The following is a 15,660-nucleotide window of genomic DNA, read 5'->3' as shown; positions in this document are numbered from 1 at the left end:
TTCATTCAATGTATGCGGTAAATCCGTTTCTGTTTTTTTAACATCTACAGTTTACACGGTAAATCCACGTTTTGCATTCATTCGTGGAGGTCGTTTCATATTGTCTTTTAATAAAATAAACATCCGAGTAGCAGCCAGCAGAATCTTTACTGCCATTTGACTGCTTTCACTGTTACAAATTGCTTAATCATGGCTGTCTAAGGCATTTTTTATAAAATTCAAAAAGGTACTTCCGTCCTGATTTAGAACCAGAAAAACATGCAGAAATGAGCATGTCGCCGTAATTATTAAAACCATTAATGAAAACACTGATATCTTTCATTTGCCATGGCGGCTTAAATCGTATAATTTCACCGGTACGCGTGACGACTTGTCTCAGACAGACCGGAAGTTCACGTTCTGCATCATTTTTTATTTGTAAGGTGAACAACTTTTACGAGCGTTTAATATCTGTTCAGTTGGAGTTTGCATGAATGTGTAAATATCATGTTACAAAAATGTGATTAATAATATATTTCTGAAAACGTTTTTTGTGTATTATGTGCCCGATAGCAATAGACAGACTCTATTCTATGATTTTGGTTAAGGGCGTTTATTTCCTTAGTCCTCAACTAAAGTTATTTTTTGTCCAAGTTTTACTCCCGGTTGCCGTACCGGGAGTTTTTTTATTGTCAGTCCGGCTGTTCCGAAAATATAAATACCTTCGGCTGACTGTTTAACGGGATACCCTGTTCACTAAATCCCCGGAGCGTGTTGCATAAGCCTGCAATCCCTCTGTTTTTTTATTAATTGTGAGATGTTTAAAGGTAATTTGTCGGGTGTCAGTATATCCTTATGTTATGTATTGGTGATATTTTTGTTAAAAATGTTTTAATGGCATGATGCCGTTAAGACTTCAGGGTTTCACGGAAGAGATGGATTATCTGACATGTTTCATGATAAGAGAAGCTTAATGAATACCGCTGTTGCGATTCCGGTCGCGGCGGTATTTATGTGTTCTGATGCGTATTCAGGCGATGCATTGAACGCTTCTGCCGGTGCGGTGAACACCGGTATCGCGGTGCCGGCAGCCGAACGTATTGCATCCGACACGGTCATTCACCATTATCCTCTTCCTTCATACATTCCGAATACTGATTACGATGACGTAATGTCATACAGTATTGCAGTGAGAATCAATGGCAGGCATAATCATTCAGACATGAGTGATGCGCTGTCCGCCAAAACCTTTCCCGGGGTTTACGTGGTCTGTCTTGATACCAATTATGATGACAGCTGCGAGGATGAACTTACTACGGGGCTGACGGATTCACTCGGTTACCATATTCTCGCCTGGAGTGACGTTACGGTCGATCGCAATGTTCTCAGGAACGGAAACATTATTGCTCTTTCCGATGATGATTCCGATGAGTTTTTCAGATATCCGGTAGCTGATCTGAAATTCAGATATGACACGGAAGCTGAAATAGTTTATGACGATCTCTACCTCAACAGTCTTTCGAATATCCAGAATCTGATGGGTAAACATGATTTCAATAAGATTCTCGGTGTTGTATCTGGCGTGAATTTTGCGGAATGTAATCCTGATGATGACAGGGTATACAGATCCATCATGTATTCATTTGACGATGCCGATCTTGGAGGCAGAGACATATACAGGATGAACAACAGTGAGCTTGCCCTGAAGGTGAATTCGGTTTACAGCAGAATATCCGGTAAGGTAAATGAACACGAGATGGATGATATTGTTTCACTGATAATCAGCAATATCGACGGTTCAGACAGGTGATTACGAATTAAGGAAGCTCCGGCAGGGGCTTCCTTAATGTAATTCTCAATGTATTGGATCTCCGTCTTTATGATGGCGGATTACGGCACGGCCCACAGCTTATGCGTAAGATGTTCAAGGAGTGATTCGACGTGGTTTTCATCTGGATGCTTTTCGGCTTCAATCACGGTAAATGCATGTACCCTGTAATGATCAAAGATCCATTTTCTTACCTCTTCTCTTGTCAGCTCTCCGAGTTCGATCCTTCGGGCAAATGCTAAAAGCTCGCTGTCGTTTGCATGAATGCTGCATCCGTTCATGAGCATGGTGGCACAGGTCGCCAGTATTGCGGTTTCACGATTGTTGTAGACAAAAGGATGCTCCCTCAGAATGCTGTAGAGGATGACCGCGGCCATACTGGTGTAGTATTTGTCAGAGTCATCCAGCTTTGAACAGCTCTGAATTATATTTTCCAGAATGTTGTAATCTCTAATTTCAACTTCTTCAGAACCGCACAGAAACTTGTTCAGTCCTATAAGCTCGTTAACTGATAACATGTATTTCATGTTTTGCTCCTTATTACCGGCCATGCACGGCAGGGATTAGCTGAAGGCCGGAGAAAAGAACAGAAAAGATAATCATTACCCGGAATATGCTACTTCCTTATAAGTTTGGAATATACCCCGAAATTCATGTTCATGGACATGACCACGGCTCTTATCAGGTCCGGGTTTTTAAATTCCCTGGGGATGTTCATCAGCATTTTCGGAAAATAATCCAGTTTATGATAGTCTGCCATAAGCGAATCGATCTCGGCATCAGTCATGTGGTACCGCTTTAAGGTTTTAATAAAACCGTAAATCATTTCCTCAGTCATGATGTCTTTGTAGTGTATACTCATAATGTTCTCCTTCAGTTTTCCGGGGCGATGAGCCGGAAATCACAGGGATCGTTATTTAAAACCTGTATCATCGTCTTCTGAGCACACACATTACGTAGCCGGATATCCTTTGTTATTGATTATTATTTTGGTTTTTCAGCAGGTATTCCGTTTAATGAATATTACGGATAATAATTGATTTGAATATTAAGTAATTTCCCCGGTAAGGACATATTCGACAGGGGGAATGGAATTTTTATGATTTCTTATGATTAAGTCAGAACATTCACGCAGTAAATAATACTGTCCGCAAAGTTCTTTGGTGAACCCGGCTGTTATCTAAGACGATTGAGGTTTTAAAAAACGCGGCGTCTGCTTGTAATCTGACGCCATATAAGCCGGCATCCGATTAATGCCCGCCGGAGCGGAGAATTCCGCTCCATAATTATATTTATGACACCAAACGAATTATATTTCAATATATTGACTGATTATTCGTGACTATTTACGTTGTGCGTCAAATATTTATCTGAATCCGGCAGATAATGATGTGCCGATGCTGATAAAAAACCGCATAATTGAATCAAAAAATTTTTTATTGAATTCCGAAATTTTTATTAAGATATTTATTAATCTCTGTAATTACTGCTTCCGGCTTTTTCATGTGGATGTTATGACCGCATTCAGGAATTCCGGCAATGCTCATGGCAGGATTTCCGGCTTTTTGGAGTCCGGCTGCCAGTTCGCCGTATTTTGCGTCATTCTCTCCGTACAGGTATAGTAGAGGGAGTGAGGTCTTTCTTATGGCTTCACCCAGATATGGCATTTTGCCGGTACTGAGTCCGGTCATGGTTTTTGCCATCCTTACGCCGATGTTTCTGGAGCGCATGACTATCAGTCTTTCTTTTTCCTCATCGGTGAGGTCGGCAAATACCGGCTGATTGTACCATTCAGTCACAACGTCCTTCATCGGTTCTGTGGCGAATTTTTCAGCCCAGGCACAGTCCGCCCTGTATCTTTCCTTTCTTGTCTGCTTGTCGGCAATACCAAAACCTGCACTTTCCAGAATAAGTCCTTTCACGGTGATTTTTGGTCTCTCAGCGGTAAGGGTGTAGTGGGCGGCAATTCTGCCTCCCATGGAGTACCCGTAAAGTATGCATTCTTTTACCTTGAGTCCTATAAGCTGTTCTTCCATCCAGTCGTTGATGCTGGAAAAGTCTACTTCCGCATCACTGCATCCTGAACCCGGGAGGGACAGGATCTGTGCTCCGACAGGTATTTTATCCGCAAAGGTCAGAAATTCATGAGCAGAGCCGAGAAATCCCGGCAGAAAGACTATCTGTAGCATAAGTTGGGTATCCGTCCGTAATATATTCCGAGAGTACGTGAGAAGAGCTGTCATGATTTGATTGCTCTTTTCCCGTTCAGGATAAGATGATAGTGTGTTATTGATCTTTTTACAAGAAATCCTTATTGTTTAAGGAATTCGGAACATTGATGGCTCAGCACTTCCAGTTAAATTCTGTCGGAACAAAGAGCAATCAAATCATAAAATCATAAAATCAGTTTATGCCTGCGGTATCTGTTTCTACGGGAAAAAACGCTCCGTTATCGGTAGGAAGCTGAAACGGTATTTTTACCGTAAGATTCGAAATTAACGGACTTTGTTTGTGTTTTAACGCCGGAGAGCAGACGTTAGGCGCTTAGGTTCAGACCTGAGGGGCAAACGTGCCATGGCGTTTTCCCGTCCGTTAGGTCTTTATCATCCGAGCAGTCTGCTGAATTACGAATCATACGCGACAGAGCCGAGTCACGGGTTCGCAGTCGACACTTTGGACATTCGGGGCTGACGCCGTGGGTATCAGGATTTCTTCCGTTTAATCAGCAAAATCCGCCACTTCAATTATTTCAGGTGTCCATTTCTGTCCCGGCATGCCGCACTCTTCCATAAACTTTCCAAGCTCATCCTTGCTGTTAATTCTGCGGTACGGCAGCTCAAAGCCCTCGGCAATTTCCCGAATGTCCACTGCAGGAACAAATTCCGACAGATGTCTGTTTCCGGAGTAATGCTGGTTGATGACCATTATTTTGGTTCCGGTATTCCGAATGAGAGGCAGGGAATTCAGATCGGCAAGAATTTCCGGCAGGTCCGCCAGAAGCAGAATATTGCTTTTAAGCCCGGCTCCGGCAGCAATGGCCGTAAGACCGTTATGACAGGCCATTCTGGTGTTCTGAAGACGCTGAATACCTTCGAGTATGCCTGCGTTTGCGTCATGTTCCGCCTGAATGATGATACTGCGCAGGCTTTCGTCTCCGAACGGTTTTACAATGCCGGCGTAAATCTGGTTTTTTATTACCGATTCATAGGTGAAGTACAGGTTGTTCGGAGCGTCGGTTTCCGGCAGGTAGTCCAGAAATCTTTCATCAAGCTCGCTGTTGCCGCAGACTACGTAGAACGGCGGTTCACCGTCTTTTTCATGGTCGGTCGGCATGGTTATTTCAGCAAGACTCGTGCCCGGAAGTCCGTGACGGAGTCCCATTGTTTCAATTAACTTTTCGGCCTCTTTCCTGATTATGGTAAGCATCTTTTTAAGTTCGTTTTCATCCGTAAACCGTTCATCGATATGATAAAGAGGTTCTCTGAAGGAAAAGTTTATGTGGAGCGGACGAAGTCTTGTCCTTGCCCTGTTGAAGGCAAGGCAAAGCAGATGCAGGTGTCCTGCCGAATGAATAATATCATTATCGACGGCAAGCTCCAGAAATTCCGTTTCGCTGCCGAATATTCTCCCCTGAAGCGTCGCCTGGTTGGCTCCGCAGTCAATAAGCTCGTCAGGACGGTCGGCGGTGATTACTATCAGCGGCAGATTGTAGAGGGACGCCGTAAGTACGGCAGGATACAGGTTGGCTACGGCACTGCCTGAGGTGGTAAACACTATTACCGGCTTTCGTGTCGCTCTGGCAATACCGAGGGCAAACCAGCCAAGACCTCTTTCATCGTAGTGAATGTGCTTATGAAACCCCGTAATCGCCGACATGGCCATTACGAGAGGAGCACTTCTTGATCCCGGTGCGTAGCATATTTCACTGCATCCGAGCTTCTTTAAGGTGTACAGCAGTCTGTATGCTGATAAAGTCTGTCCGTTTTTAATGTAAACCTGTTCTTTCATCCGATCCGCTCCGGCGTTCTTCCTGGTTGTTTCCGTTTCTTAATCAATTATCTGCCCGTACCATTCATGCTCAGCTTATACCGTTCAGTGCGACCTGTCCGCTTTGTGGAATCTGCTGAAATAGTCGTCGGCCTCGGTTTTCTCCGTGTTTCCCGTCTTCCTTTTCCCGGCGGCCTTTCTGGCTGTTTTCTTTGCGGTAAGATCCACCTCTATGACACAGGATCCTGAACCGTTCCCGGTAAGGGCCTCCTTCAGCTCGCTGAATTTCGTGACACATGCGTAGCTGATACCGAAGGCTCTGCAGAAATGCGAGAAGTTCAGCCCGTGCGGGTTGATGAAGGATTCCTTCATCAGCTTTTCGGTAGGGAGAGGGAATCTCGTAAAGATTCTTCCGCCATTGTTGTTAAGGATTATAAGCTTCAGACTGACGTTTCTGAGAAGCCCCAGTGAACTGAGATCATAAAGAGCGGAGGTATCGCCTATGACTGCAACCGTTTCTCCGTTCATGGCAATGCCGGCGGCAGTTGCAATGAGACCGTCAATTCCTGAGACAACCCGGTTTGTGAGAATCATGTTTGCGGCGTGAAGCCTCTTTTCAGCCATTCTGACGGAGAGACTGTTGCCGAGGAAGACGCGCTGCTCCGGTTTAAGGATGAGATTAAGAAGTCTGTAGAAGCTTTCCTCATCGGCAATGTCCGTTCGTTTTAGCGCATTCAGCTCCCTTGTTTCCCTTTCGCTTGCGCCCGCGTCGGAACCGTAAACAGGCAGCTTCCTTGAGATTCCGTCCGATACCGGCAGAAGATAAGGAAGAACCTCGTAGCTGTCTTTTAATGCCACGCCCCTGCATCCTGACGCGTTAAGGGAGATGACGTCATCGTTCATGAATACCTGAACAATGTTTTCCTTTTTCGCGGACAGGAACTCAAGTATCGTTTTGGAGATGAATCTGCCTCCGAGGATAAGAATGTAGTCAAAGGGCAGATTGTTGTAGCCGATTGTGGTTCTTACGTCTTCAGGTCTTGTTTCGGCGAACCTCTGACCGTTGAGATATGCTACCGGCGGATGGTTTCTGTACCATTCGTCAAAATCCGTAATAAGGTTGAGATTCTTTCGGCCTCTGAGGTTGGACTGAACATCCGCATATACCGGGAAGCCTGTTCCTGCCAGATATTTCTCAACGGGTTCCGCTTCAGTGGCGGTCAGAGCTCCGGCAAAAACCAGCGTCCTTGAATCCGTAATCTGTCTCAGCAGATTGAGCTTCGGATCCGTGTCCGTCATGTTGCGGGACATGGAGTTAAGGTTGTCCTTAAGATTCCTGTTGCTTTCGGTAAGCAGGGTTTCGTCGGATTTACCGTCATCCGGCAGTTTGAAAAACTGCTCGGCAAAACAGGAGTATACCTCCTCACGAAGTGTCATGAGTCTGCTGATGAATTCCTCGCTGAAGAATGAACTGACGTCATCAGTGAATTCATCCAGTGTAATTCTGCTGAACATGCCAAGTTCAGGTGAAATCCTGACGTGAAGAGGCTTGTGTCGGGCCTCGGCAAGTCTGTAGGCATTTATTATTCTGTGGGTTCTGGCGGTAGGTGTCAGACGTTCGTTGGAGTAGTTTATCTGTACGTATTCGCAGAAGTTTGCAAGATACGGATCCGTTCTGGAAACACTTCCGGTAAGCGATTCGGGAACGTCATGTCCCTCGTCACTACTGATAACGATGAGCGGGGTTCTCTGCCCCTGAATTTCCATCAGCATTGGTGCCAGATTTGCGAGGCCGTGCATTGTGGATACGATAACCGCAACGGGGGATTCGGATGCTTTAAGACACCCCATGGCCTGAAAGCCGGTGATTCTTTCGTCGTATCCCATATGCGGAACCGGACTGCTGAAGTGCTGAAGCGTCAGTTCCATGTATGATTCCAGCAGACCGTTGTCGCAGAAAACATCCCGTACGCCGAGGCAGTTAAGTACGTACACCAGTTCGGCGTCTCTGTAGATGGATTTATGACCGTATTCAATAATCGATGTAATCATGTATCTGTATTCCGTGCCGCACATCCCTGATCCTTCCGCTGAGGATTCCGGGGCTGACGGTATGTATTACGTTACCTAATAGAATATTTGTTGCTGTTGATTTTATCCAGCAGCATTCTGACCGTGTTTTCATTCGATATTCTGCGCAGAACAGCCGTCATTTTAAGTCCGGTTTCCTTCCATTCAGACTCCGGTTCCGACTCTCCCATGATGCCGGCTCCGCCGTAAAGCGTTATCGAATCAGCGGTGAGGGTAACGCTTCTGAGAAGAACAAGAGCAGTGGATTCATCATGATGGCGGATACCGCCGATTCCGGCGTAATCCCCGCTGATGAGGGCTCCGCACTCATCAAGAATTTTAAGCGCCTCAGTTGCCGGATATCCCAGGGTGGCCGGCGTAGGATGAAGAAGCTTAATCATTTCACTGGCATCCGGAGTATCCTTATGCGTGCCGCTGATCTCAACCAGCAGGTGGGTTATGTACGAAAGCTTTCTGAGCTTCTGCTCCGACTGCCTTACGTCAAGGCATATTCCTGAAAGCTTTGAGCTTACATAATCTGCCACGATTCTGTTTTCCGTAAGATTCTTGCGGTCATGAAGCAGTGTGGCTGCATCCTCGGCGGAAACTGATCCTGCCAGGGCATCGCAGCTTATGGAGCGTGATTTTATGCTGAAGAGCTTTTCCGGAGTGAATGACACGAAAAGCCGCGGTTTCAGGGAGCCTTCATCCGCAGAGTCAGGTGCCGTATATGATGCGTAAAAATGACATTCGCTGTCAGGCTCCGAGAGTCTGTCGTATATCAGGCCGGTAAGAGTCTTAAGCAGGAATGATTCATCCTTTGCCGTCTCCGCATTAAGGGTAAACACGGCCTTTCTGGCCGTAACCGCCTTTTTAAGGAGGCTTCCGGAGCAGTTAATCGCATTGCGGATGTGTCTTACCCTGTCCAGAAAAACGTCGTGTTCAGGAATAAGCTTTATGTCAGCATTCTCCAGAACTCCGTCCATGCGAACGTGTTCCGGACGATATGCGGTGGAGGTCCTTCCGTCAGGGTAACCGGCGGGTGCTGATGCCGTAAGCAGGGAGCCGTCGTTGATAAGGATGCTGTCAAGCGCCTCCTTATCAAACATGACCGAATTACGTGACGTGTTATCTGCGGTGCCGGCATGGTATTCTGCAGTGACGGTCAGACTGCGGGGATCCGTGACAATGAGTATTTCCGGAGTGTAGGAGTCGACCGATACCGGAACCTTAAAGGCGCTTCTGAAAAAACATGTCTCGGGATCCGTATGCTGAGATCTGCCGAATCCAAGATAAAGTCTGCCGTTTATGTCTGATGTTACCGTGATTTCGCTGCAGACTGAGCATCCTGTTATCGCAGCCACGATTCCGGCAAGTTCATTAAGGTCTTTGTAGCTTTCAGTCTCTGACTGCTGAAGGGGTAGGGCGGTATTTATATCTGAATGCGCTGACAGAAAGTTTATAATCCTATCCCGTATCATGAAACCCCGCTCCTTCTTGTTTGTTAGACAGCCGGTATTATAGCACACATTAAGTCTGTAAATGTCAGGAAAGGCTGACAACCGGAGCCGGAATGATGAATGTGCGGTAATGAGGTGGGGAGAAATAAAAAGTAATAAAAAAAACGGGAGAAATTTTCTCCCGTCTAAAAGACTGTTAACGAAGGTATTCTGGTTTATCCGGATGGTTCGCATCATCCGGATCCCGGAATTTAGTTGAAGAGGCTGCTTACTGCGTTTGATGCAGCTTCAGCTGCCTTCTGCTTGGCCTTTTCTTCAGCGGTCTTCTTTGCGGCTTCGGTAGCTGCTTCGGCTGCTGAGTTGAGAATATCGCCTGAATTTCCTGAAACGCTGCTTACGGCGTCAGAAAGAGCAGTGGCGGTATTAAGATTGTTCTGTGCGGCGTTTAAGCTTTCCTTTGCGGAATCAACTGTCTGCTGTGCAGAATTCAGTGCTTCTGATGCCGTGTTAAGGGTGGATGAAGCCGTACCTGCAGTGGTTGATACGGGACTCAGTGCATCTGCTACCTGCTTTGAGCCGTCTACGGCCTGTTTGGTAGTGGTGATGGTCTGAGAAGTGGTGTCAAGTTTGTTTGATGTTGCATCGAGAAGAGATGCGTGAGCTACTCCGAGTCCGGCAAATAGCATCAGAGAAGATAAGATGTTAAGCTTTCTCATTTTAATTCAGTTAAACCTCAATATAGTATGTGTGCGGAGAGCGTTAGGAACGCACGCTGCATAATATGGTGATGCCGAAAGACGGCTCAGAATATACAACAGGCACATCCTTATTTCAATGATAAATATTATCAATGAACGTTTATTATGTTTGTTTTGTCGCTCAGGAGAACCAAAAGTCCGTGTAAAGCCTGCTACAACGGCATTTGGTACTTCTCCATGCGTGAATTCTAACATTTATGAACGGGTTTGGATGCAGTAATTTTAAAATTGAGATAGGTCACACATTTGATGGTGGAATATGTTACAAAAAGATAATGCAAATGTTAAACACATGTTAACCATACCAAAAAACGTTATCCGTGTATGATATTTTTTGTGATGAAAGCGGGTTTTTCGGGATTTCGGACGTTTGGAAACGGCTTCGGTCGGGATTAAGCGGAAAATGAGTGAAAGACTGAATCAGAGAATAAAAAATATCAGTCGGAAGAAAGAAATTTTGTGGTTTTTACTGATTCTGTCTGGCTTTTTTTCTGTCGGGCCTATAGGTGGGAGATCTCCGTTTTTGGTAATCTGATCGCGTAAATCATTTTCCTCTTCATCAAATGCGGGGGAGCTCACGGCCGGAAGAACCTTGGTTTTTATTCCGTCAAGCTTCAGAGCCTTCTGTTTGAGGGCGGCAATACTTACCGGGTTCTCCTTTCTGTAGTCTGCAGGATATACGGCATCCACGTCTTCCCACAGACCGAAACCGCAGGAATGGGCATCCCTTTCAATTCTCAGGTATATTGAGGATGGATTGTTTCTGTCAGCCCAGGCATATCCCTGTCTTATCATTTCACGGTTAATGTTCTGTCTCTGGAAAAAGAGCTCACCCACTACGTGTTTGCTGGTGACGTCCCTGACCTTAATGCTGATTTTTTTACCGGATATGATTGATTTGAGATAGTTTCTTGATTCCTTGCCGTAATACTGGTCAAGCTCAGGCGCCTCAATGTCGGCCATTTTTATAAGATATTCATTGCCTTTGCGAGTCTGGCACATAAAGTAGTTGCCGCTGAGAACCAGAGTTACCTGACACGTAAGATAGTTCTGTCGCGTCCACGGTCGGGCGTCAGCCGTCGGAATCATCATTGCTGATGATACGGCAATCACTGTCAGCACTCTCTTGACGTAACGATTCATTTATAAAACTCTCAATAAAACGGCTTGATTATTCATGTAGTGAATCAGGTATCTGAATTATCGGACATATCTAAAAAATAACTGACGCCCATAATGATTTTAACTCACGGAGTATGCTGATGTACGTTTTTTGTTTAAAGGTTATATGTATTTCACAAATAAGCACCGCCATCTTGTTAAAAATATATGTCATGTCATATTGTCGTTTTTTTGGATAATATGAGCGGCCCTGAAGAAATATGCGTGAGGCCTGATGTGGTCTGCTTCCTTATTAATTTATTCTTTTCTCAGGATTGGCATTTCCACCGCGTCTGGCGGACTGCCGTCCTGATGTCCCGTTATCCCGAAAACCCTGCGAGGTCACAAATCGGCGTGTCAGTTGACCGTTTGTCAGCTGCTCAGGTTCCGATCTGCTAGAATGAAATTATATACAAGTACCTGAAAGTGAACGGATGGCCGTTTCCTTTAAGGAGAATAATATGAAAATCTTCAAACTGGCACTTCCTCTGACGATACTTGCGGGACTTGTCGCCGGCGTTGTCTATCTGAACGGGCATGAGGATAACGCATCCGGAATGCCTCCCGGTATCTTTTCCTGTAACGGCCGCCTTGAAGTGAAGCGGGTGGACGTGGCCAGCCTTTACGCCGGGCGCGTCGAATCCGTAGCCGTTGACAGGGGGCAGACGGTCAGCACGGGAGAGGTTCTGGTTACCCTGTCCTCATCCGTTGCGGCATCACAGCTTAAATCGGCATCCGCAAGGCGTGACATGGTTCAGGAGAATCTGCGCAAGAACGACGCCAGAATCACTCAGATCAATGAGGAAATAAGACTTGCGTCAATTGAACTTAATGATGCCGAGCATCTGTTTAAGGACAGGCTCATATCCGCTACGGAGCTCGAACGCCGGAAAACGGCTCTTGCCGTCAAAAAATCATCCCGGGAGATTATTCTTCGTGAAAAGCAGGAAACACTTCTGGAAATGGATCGGGCTGAAGCCCAGCTTGAGGAGGCGGCTTCCCGTAACAGTGACATGACGGTAAGGGCTCCTTTCGACGGTATCGTCGAATACAGGCTGGCCGAGCCCGGGAATGTCGTGGGAGCCGGAGGCAGAGTGGTGTCACTGCTTAATCCTGATGACGTGACTCTCGACGTTTTTCTTCCGACCAACCGTGTTGCTTCGGTAAAGGTCGGCGATGATGCCCGCATAGTTCTTGACGGAACGGGAACCGTGATTCCGGCAAAGGTCGATTTCATAGCGGGGGACGCCCAGTTTACTCCTAAATATGTGGAAACAGGCGAGGAGAGGGCCAAGCTTTTATTCAGGGTTACGCTCCGAATACCTGAAGAAATCACGAAAAGGCATCGCTTCGGTTTCCGGGGCGGCATGCCTGCCGTGGGGTACGTTAACTGTACCGGTGACGTCTGGCCTCAGAGTCTGACGGTAAGTCGTGGTTTTGCGACGGATTCCGATATGAAGGCCCCCGGGAACGCCGAAAACGTGAAAACGGACGGCCAGGAAATATCCGATGCATCCCCTGACGGACGGGAAACGGAAAATTCCATGAAATCCTAGTGTTCGAAAAGTAAATGGACGAATCACATGATTATGACTGCGGAACGGAGCTTTACTGAAAAGGAGGATATCTCCTGTGTCGTAAGTGTTGACCATTTAAGTCACCGCTACGGCAGGGTTACCGCTCTCAGTGATGTTTCCTTAAGTATCGGCCGCGGTCTTACCGTGGGGCTTGTCGGATCAGACGGTGTCGGTAAGTCAACGCTTCTGTCACTTATTGCCGGAACCAGAATCATCCAGCACGGCAGCATCAGTGTATTCGGCTGCGATATTGCGGACGGAGCCGCAAGGGATCGTCTGGCCCTCAGGGTGGCATTCATGCCTCAGGGTCTGGGGCGTAATCTTTATCCGACCCTGTCGGTCAGGGAGAATCTGGCGTTTCATGCCGACCTTTTCGGGCTGTCCGGAAAAGACAAGACGGAGCGCATCTTACGACTTATGGATGCCACGTCCCTGACTCCTTTTGCCGACAGGGATGCCGGCCGTCTTTCCGGGGGCATGAAGCAGAAGCTGTCTCTCTGCTGTGCTCTCATACACAGGCCCGATCTTCTTATTCTTGATGAGCCGACCACCGGTGTGGACCCCCTGTCAAGGCGCAGGTTCTGGACGCTGGTTGACGATCTGCGCCGGGAATCTCCCGGCATGACCGTGATTGTTTCAACCGCCTATATCGATGAGGCCGAAGGCTTTCAGCATACCATAATAATGAATGACGGAACGGTTCTTGCCGATGAGGGAACGCGGGAGCTCATGGACAGGATGGGAGCCGCCACTCTTGAAGAGGCATACATGAGGCTTCTGCCTGCCGATAAGCGGGGAAAGGAAGGCGGTTTCAACATTCCTCCGTACCGGAGGGACGCGAATGAAGCCTGTGCCATCACGGCCTCGGGACTTACCAAAAGGTTCGGAGACTTCACAGCAGTGGACGGCGTAAGCTTTGAAATCGGCAGGGGGGAGATTTTCGGTTTTCTGGGATCCAACGGCTGCGGTAAGTCCACTACCATGAAAATGCTGACGGGACTTCTGGAACCTACGGCAGGTACCGCCAGAATTCTGGGAAGAGAGTTCGCCGCAGGTGACACGGACATAAAAATGAAGGTGGGATACATGTCTCAGGCCTTTTCCCTTTATGAGGAGCTGACGGTTACCGAGAATCTTTATCTTCATGCCAAGCTCTATCATATTCCCCTTAAACGGCGTGTTGAGACAATCAGAAAGGTGCTCGACAGATTCAGTCTTTATCACCTTCGCCATGAAAAACCGGCATCGCTGTCTCTCGGCATCAGGCAGCGTCTGCAGCTTGCCGCCGCCTGTCTCCATGATCCGGAGATACTTATTCTTGACGAACCTACGTCGGGAGTGGATCCGTCGGCAAGAGACATGTTCTGGGATTATCTCATAAAGCTGTCCCGTGAAGACCGTGTGACAATTTTCGTGTCCACCCATTTTATGAATGAGGCTGAAAGATGTGACCGCATTTCCCTGATGCACCGCGGAAGGGTTCTTGCCGTAGGTACTCCGGAGGAGCTTAAGCGCAGTAGCGGAGATGAATCACTGGAGAACTCGTTCATCCGCCGTCTGGAGGAACAGGAGGAAGAGGAGAATAAGTCACGAGAACAGGCTTCCGCAGGAGAAGACCTTTCCGTAACCGACCTAAGGGATAATCCTCAGAATAAGGGCGGAACCGCAGGTTACATATCTTCTACCGGCTTTTCCGGGAAAAAACGAACAGGACTTTTTTATGCCCTGTCCATGATACGGGCTTTTGCCGTAAGGGAGGCCAGGGAAATCCTTCGCGACAGGATCCGCATGTTCTTTGTCATCTTCGGCGCCCTTATTTTTGAAATATCGGCGTCATACGGAATCTCCTTCGACATGACCGCAATGCCGTTCGGAGTTATTGACCATGACGGGAGTCCGGAAAGCAGGGCTCTTGTGAGGGAGTTTGGCGGTTCCGCCTATTTATATGAAAAGCAGGTTGACGCATCCATGGCCCCGGTGAATATTTTTCAGAAGGAGCACGTCAAGCTTCTGATAGACATACCGGAAGGATACGGAAGTTCGCTCCTTAAGGGGGAGAAACCTGAGGTCGGGTTTATGATTGACGGAGCCTTCCCCGTGGTGTCAAACAACGTCAGGGGGTACGTGAACGGTATAATGGCGAAGTATAACGCAAGGCTCTCAGACATCCGCGGAGCCGAGAAGGCTGATGCGGGCTATCCGTTTGAGATAAGGTTCATGTACAACGAGATCTTCAGGAGCGTCTACGTGATGGTTCCAGGTCTGATAATGCTTGCCATGGTGATGTTCCCTGCGATGATGACGGCACTCGGCGTGGTGCGTGAAAAGGATCTGGGAACCATCAGCAATCTGTATACATCTCCGGCCTCAGTCTATCATTTTCTCATAGGAAAGCAGATTCCCTACATCATTCTTTCCATGATAAGCTTCCTGCTTATGACCGGCTGTGCCGTCTTTATGCTGAACGTGCCAATACGCGGATCATTCTGGGCTCTCTTTTTCGGAGCCTTTCTGATGATTGCCGCCTCGTCATCATTCGGTCTTCTGGTCTCATGCTTTGTAAGAACGCAGGTGGCGGCGATATTCGGTTCGGCCATTCTGTCCATTCTTCCGGCCATCAATTTTTCAGGATTTTTGTACCCGCTGTCCACTCTTGAGGGGGCAGCCTACCATATGGGCCGGTTATTTCCGTGTTCATGGTTTCAGATTATATGTCTCGGAAGCTTTACCAAGGGACTCGGAGCTGAAAGCTTTCTCAGAATCTATGTGATAATAGGCAGCATGGCTCTGACTTATCTGCTGCTTGCCTGCATGCTTCTCCGGAAGCAGGAAAAATAGGA

General features: G+C 47.3%; 11 protein-coding genes. 3 read left to right on the top strand and 8 right to left on the bottom strand.

What is annotated here, in order from left to right; all coding sequences use genetic code 11:
- The first annotated feature begins 928 nt into the window (after positions 1 to 928).
- Entirely contained in the window at positions 929 to 1,789 is an 861-nt protein-coding gene (locus QZU58_RS05840; protein ID WP_294495667.1) for a hypothetical protein, read from the top strand.
- Positions 1,790 to 1,869: 80 nt separating this feature from the next.
- Here the strand turns inward: QZU58_RS05840 and QZU58_RS05835 are convergent, their stop codons facing one another.
- The 8 genes from QZU58_RS05835 to QZU58_RS05800 all read right to left on the bottom strand — a co-directional run bounded on the left by QZU58_RS05835 (position 1,870) and on the right by QZU58_RS05800 (position 11,225).
- Positions 1,870 to 2,334 (bottom strand): hypothetical protein, encoded by a 465-nt coding sequence (locus tag QZU58_RS05835; RefSeq protein WP_294495666.1) that lies wholly within the window; start codon positions 2,332 to 2,334, stop codon positions 1,870 to 1,872.
- A gap of 89 nt (positions 2,335 to 2,423) precedes the next feature.
- Entirely contained in the window at positions 2,424 to 2,669 is a 246-nt protein-coding gene (locus QZU58_RS05830) for a hypothetical protein (RefSeq protein ID WP_294462479.1), read from the bottom strand.
- A gap of 574 nt (positions 2,670 to 3,243) precedes the next feature.
- The gene (locus QZU58_RS05825) at positions 3,244 to 3,996 is read right to left on the bottom strand and encodes an alpha/beta fold hydrolase (protein ID WP_294495665.1); all 753 of its coding nucleotides are present in this window, start codon (positions 3,994 to 3,996) and stop codon (positions 3,244 to 3,246) included.
- 529 nt (positions 3,997 to 4,525) lie between these two features.
- Positions 4,526 to 5,815 (bottom strand): thiamine pyrophosphate-binding protein, encoded by a 1,290-nt coding sequence (locus QZU58_RS05820; protein ID WP_294495664.1) that lies wholly within the window; start codon positions 5,813 to 5,815, stop codon positions 4,526 to 4,528.
- A gap of 84 nt (positions 5,816 to 5,899) precedes the next feature.
- Positions 5,900 to 7,846: a thiamine pyrophosphate-binding protein gene (locus QZU58_RS05815; RefSeq protein ID WP_294495663.1), complete on the bottom strand. Its 1,947-nt coding sequence runs from the start codon at positions 7,844 to 7,846 to the stop codon at positions 5,900 to 5,902.
- Positions 7,847 to 7,917: 71 nt separating this feature from the next.
- On the bottom strand, positions 7,918 to 9,345 hold the full coding sequence (locus QZU58_RS05810; RefSeq protein ID WP_294495662.1) for a chorismate-binding protein: 1,428 nt from the start codon (positions 9,343 to 9,345) through the stop codon (positions 7,918 to 7,920).
- 230 nt (positions 9,346 to 9,575) lie between these two features.
- Positions 9,576 to 10,040 (bottom strand): hypothetical protein, encoded by a 465-nt coding sequence (locus tag QZU58_RS05805; protein WP_294495661.1) that lies wholly within the window; start codon positions 10,038 to 10,040, stop codon positions 9,576 to 9,578.
- A gap of 462 nt (positions 10,041 to 10,502) precedes the next feature.
- Entirely contained in the window at positions 10,503 to 11,225 is a 723-nt protein-coding gene (locus QZU58_RS05800; RefSeq protein WP_294495660.1) for a thermonuclease family protein, read from the bottom strand.
- A gap of 479 nt (positions 11,226 to 11,704) precedes the next feature.
- Between QZU58_RS05800 and QZU58_RS05795 the strand changes: the two genes are divergently transcribed.
- Both QZU58_RS05795 and rbbA read left to right on the top strand, forming a co-directional pair.
- Positions 11,705 to 12,799 carry an HlyD family efflux transporter periplasmic adaptor subunit gene (locus QZU58_RS05795; protein ID WP_294495659.1) on the top strand — a complete coding sequence of 365 codons (1,095 nt, stop codon included), beginning with the start codon at positions 11,705 to 11,707 and terminating at the stop codon, positions 12,797 to 12,799.
- A gap of 27 nt (positions 12,800 to 12,826) precedes the next feature.
- Positions 12,827 to 15,658: a ribosome-associated ATPase/putative transporter RbbA gene (gene rbbA, locus QZU58_RS05790; RefSeq protein WP_294495658.1), complete on the top strand. Its 2,832-nt coding sequence runs from the start codon at positions 12,827 to 12,829 to the stop codon at positions 15,656 to 15,658.
- The last annotated feature ends 2 nt before the right edge of the window (positions 15,659 to 15,660 follow it).

The sequence above is a fragment of the uncultured Ruminobacter sp. genome, assembly GCA_902764345.1.
GTDB lineage: Bacteria > Pseudomonadota > Gammaproteobacteria > Enterobacterales > Succinivibrionaceae > Ruminobacter.
Note: the sequence above shows the minus strand (reverse complement) of the source record. Positions and strands in the feature narration are given on the sequence as shown.

What these genes read in the sequence shown, in the direction of transcription:
- QZU58_RS05810 (WP_294495662.1), bottom strand. Translation starts at nt 9,345, where the DNA reads ATGATACGGGATAGGATTATAAACTTTCTGTCAGCGCATTCAGATATA.
- QZU58_RS05835 (WP_294495666.1), bottom strand. Translation starts at nt 2,334, where the DNA reads ATGAAATACATGTTATCAGTTAACGAGCTTATAGGACTGAACAAGTTT.
- rbbA (WP_294495658.1), top strand. Translation starts at nt 12,827, where the DNA reads ATGATTATGACTGCGGAACGGAGCTTTACTGAAAAGGAGGATATCTCC.
- QZU58_RS05840 (WP_294495667.1), top strand. Translation starts at nt 929, where the DNA reads ATGTTTCATGATAAGAGAAGCTTAATGAATACCGCTGTTGCGATTCCG.
- QZU58_RS05800 (WP_294495660.1), bottom strand. Translation starts at nt 11,225, where the DNA reads ATGAATCGTTACGTCAAGAGAGTGCTGACAGTGATTGCCGTATCATCA.
- QZU58_RS05795 (WP_294495659.1), top strand. Translation starts at nt 11,705, where the DNA reads ATGAAAATCTTCAAACTGGCACTTCCTCTGACGATACTTGCGGGACTT.
- QZU58_RS05830 (WP_294462479.1), bottom strand. Translation starts at nt 2,669, where the DNA reads ATGAGTATACACTACAAAGACATCATGACTGAGGAAATGATTTACGGT.
- QZU58_RS05805 (WP_294495661.1), bottom strand. Translation starts at nt 10,040, where the DNA reads ATGAGAAAGCTTAACATCTTATCTTCTCTGATGCTATTTGCCGGACTC.
- QZU58_RS05825 (WP_294495665.1), bottom strand. Translation starts at nt 3,996, where the DNA reads ATGCTACAGATAGTCTTTCTGCCGGGATTTCTCGGCTCTGCTCATGAA.
- QZU58_RS05815 (WP_294495663.1), bottom strand. Translation starts at nt 7,846, where the DNA reads ATGATTACATCGATTATTGAATACGGTCATAAATCCATCTACAGAGAC.
- QZU58_RS05820 (WP_294495664.1), bottom strand. Translation starts at nt 5,815, where the DNA reads ATGAAAGAACAGGTTTACATTAAAAACGGACAGACTTTATCAGCATAC.